Genomic DNA, 2,263 nt, shown 5'->3' on the forward strand with positions numbered 1-2,263 from the left:
GACTTGATCTCGGAAACAGTGCAACTGGATCAGGGAGAGATTAGCGTTAGCTATATATCGCTAGATATAAGGGGGTTTTTCTCATGACAGAATATATAGCTAAGTACTTGATATACAGGCATATTTTCCATTATAGGGAAAAAATTAAAATAATGACAAAAATAATGACAGAATAATGACAAAAATAATGACATAATGTGACGGCATATCCACAACTTACGAAATATTTTATATCAAATCACAAAATTAAAATAATGACAGAATAATGACAAAAATAATGACAGAATAATGACAAAAATAATGACAAATATACCGCCAAACACTATATTTTTAGACATGCCCTTAAATGACCCATAAATATACTCTCTGCACTGTTGGATTATGACCTATTATGGGTGATAAAATATACTTTATACAGTATATAATATATATACTATAAACTATACAATTTGACCACTTGCACCGTCATAATATGACCCATGAAGAGCAACCTTGGAAAGATTCCTATGAAGATTATTTTGAGCCGGGGTTGCGGTAAAACGCAAATAAACATAAGATATCGTCAAATGCATAAACAACATAAACAGCTAGTAGGAGTATCAAGAAATGATGGAACTATCACATGATTCTCGTGCAATTGCCAATTACATAATAGAAAAAGCCCCTGAATATAAAATAGAAAATTTATCCCCTATGAAACTAATAAAGTTAGTTTATTTGGCACATGGATGGTCTTTAGCGTTTAGTGGGATTTCAATGGTGAAACAACTACCAGAAGCATGGACTCACGGACCTGTCTACCCAGAAATATACTGTGAAGTTTCTAAATATACTTTTCGACCTGTTAAAGATTACATTAGAGACGAGCTAACAAACCAACCTTACAGAGCGACGCTTGCTGACCTTCAGAGAGATATTATACATCGTGTGCTGTCAACATACGGTCAAAAAACCGCATATGAGTTATCTGATCTGACACATTTATCTGGCACTCCATGGGAATACACAATAGATAATATCGGAAATATGTGCCAAATACCTCTAGATGTTTTAAAGAATTATTACGTAAAAGCTCTCCAAAAACACAAGCAAGCTAAATCAGTCATGAAAAAAAAAGGCTCTAGTGACAGTGATAACCCCAGTCAATCATTGGAAAGCATAGGTACGGATTTAGAAACCTCCGATACGCAGACCTCTACTTCTGGCGTTTCAGATATTGGTAAAACTATACATGAACACAGTGAGCAAATATCTTTTCTGCTCGCCTCGCTCCCTGCTAAAGAGGAATTAGTTAAAAAGGTTGAGGTATACGTTAAGAGCATTACCGACGATTTAGAATATATTAAAAATATGAGACGGGTATTTATCGGTATTTCCATTTCATACCTAATATTTATAAATTATATAATGATCGGTGTACTAAATGTAGCGGGATTCCAACAAAATGCTTTTATTTTAGCTGGAGCAATAATTTTTGCATCTATAGCATTAACAGGTAAAATATCAGAGGGATTGTTCCGAACCTATAGTGAACGACATAAGGATGATCTTGTACCGCCGTTTGTTCAATCTTTCCTTAAGCTATTCGGCAAATGACTATCAGCACACGCCGTAAACCCTATGCTGAAGAACGGTCATGAACACAGCGATATATTAAATCTAGTGCCGTTTCTGATGATTTAGATGATGTTTGGGATTATTTGCTTTTAGCGGATTTGGCTTTTTGAGCTCTTATGACACTCTTAGGCACAATGATCTTATCGCCAAAATAGATCCAATCAAGATGTTTCTTGGTTACTTTCTTTATTTTAAGAGACGTTTCTATACGAGGCGTACTAAGCCTAATTTCAATGTCTCCAACGCCAACATTCGTTATGCTTATTAAATTGCCAAACTCTACTTGAGTCATGCCTTTAGCTTTTCGAACTTCTTTAATACGAATTCCTATCTCTTTAGGATTTAGTGGTTTCTTTTGGATAATATCTTCGTAACGCCTATCGATCATTTCCCCGTCATAGATCCAATCAAAGCTAGCTCCGTACTCATTTCGTAAATATAAGGCGTAGTTAATACTGGTAGAGCATATGCCTTTTTCGAATTTACAAACAGCGTTTTCCAATAGATTAGCCCCTATAGCCATTTCTTTTAAGGTCTTATTATTAGCCTTACGGATATCTCTTATACGTGTGCCTACTGCTTCCCAATATTGGCGTATTTCTGGCGTTATAATCAAATTGTACTCATTCAATATCTCTAATGAATA

2 protein-coding genes are annotated in these 2,263 nt (G+C 35.0%); one reads left to right on the forward strand and one right to left on the reverse strand.

Features of this window, described 5'->3' with window-relative positions:
- Window positions 1-606 precede the first annotated feature (606 nt).
- Window positions 607-1,596, forward strand: a complete 990-nt coding sequence (locus H0G72_RS05950; RefSeq protein WP_182017852.1) for a Panacea domain-containing protein — start codon at window positions 607-609, stop codon at window positions 1,594-1,596.
- Window positions 1,597-1,696: 100 nt separating this feature from the next.
- On the opposite strand, the gene H0G72_RS05955 is transcribed toward H0G72_RS05950, so the two are convergent.
- On the reverse strand, window positions 1,697-2,263 hold a 567-nt coding region (locus H0G72_RS05955), incomplete at its 5' end, for a helix-turn-helix domain-containing protein (RefSeq protein WP_259345179.1).

Source organism: Candidatus Liberibacter sp. (genome assembly GCF_014048425.1).
In the GTDB taxonomy this organism is placed as follows: Bacteria; Pseudomonadota; Alphaproteobacteria; order Rhizobiales; family Rhizobiaceae; genus Liberibacter.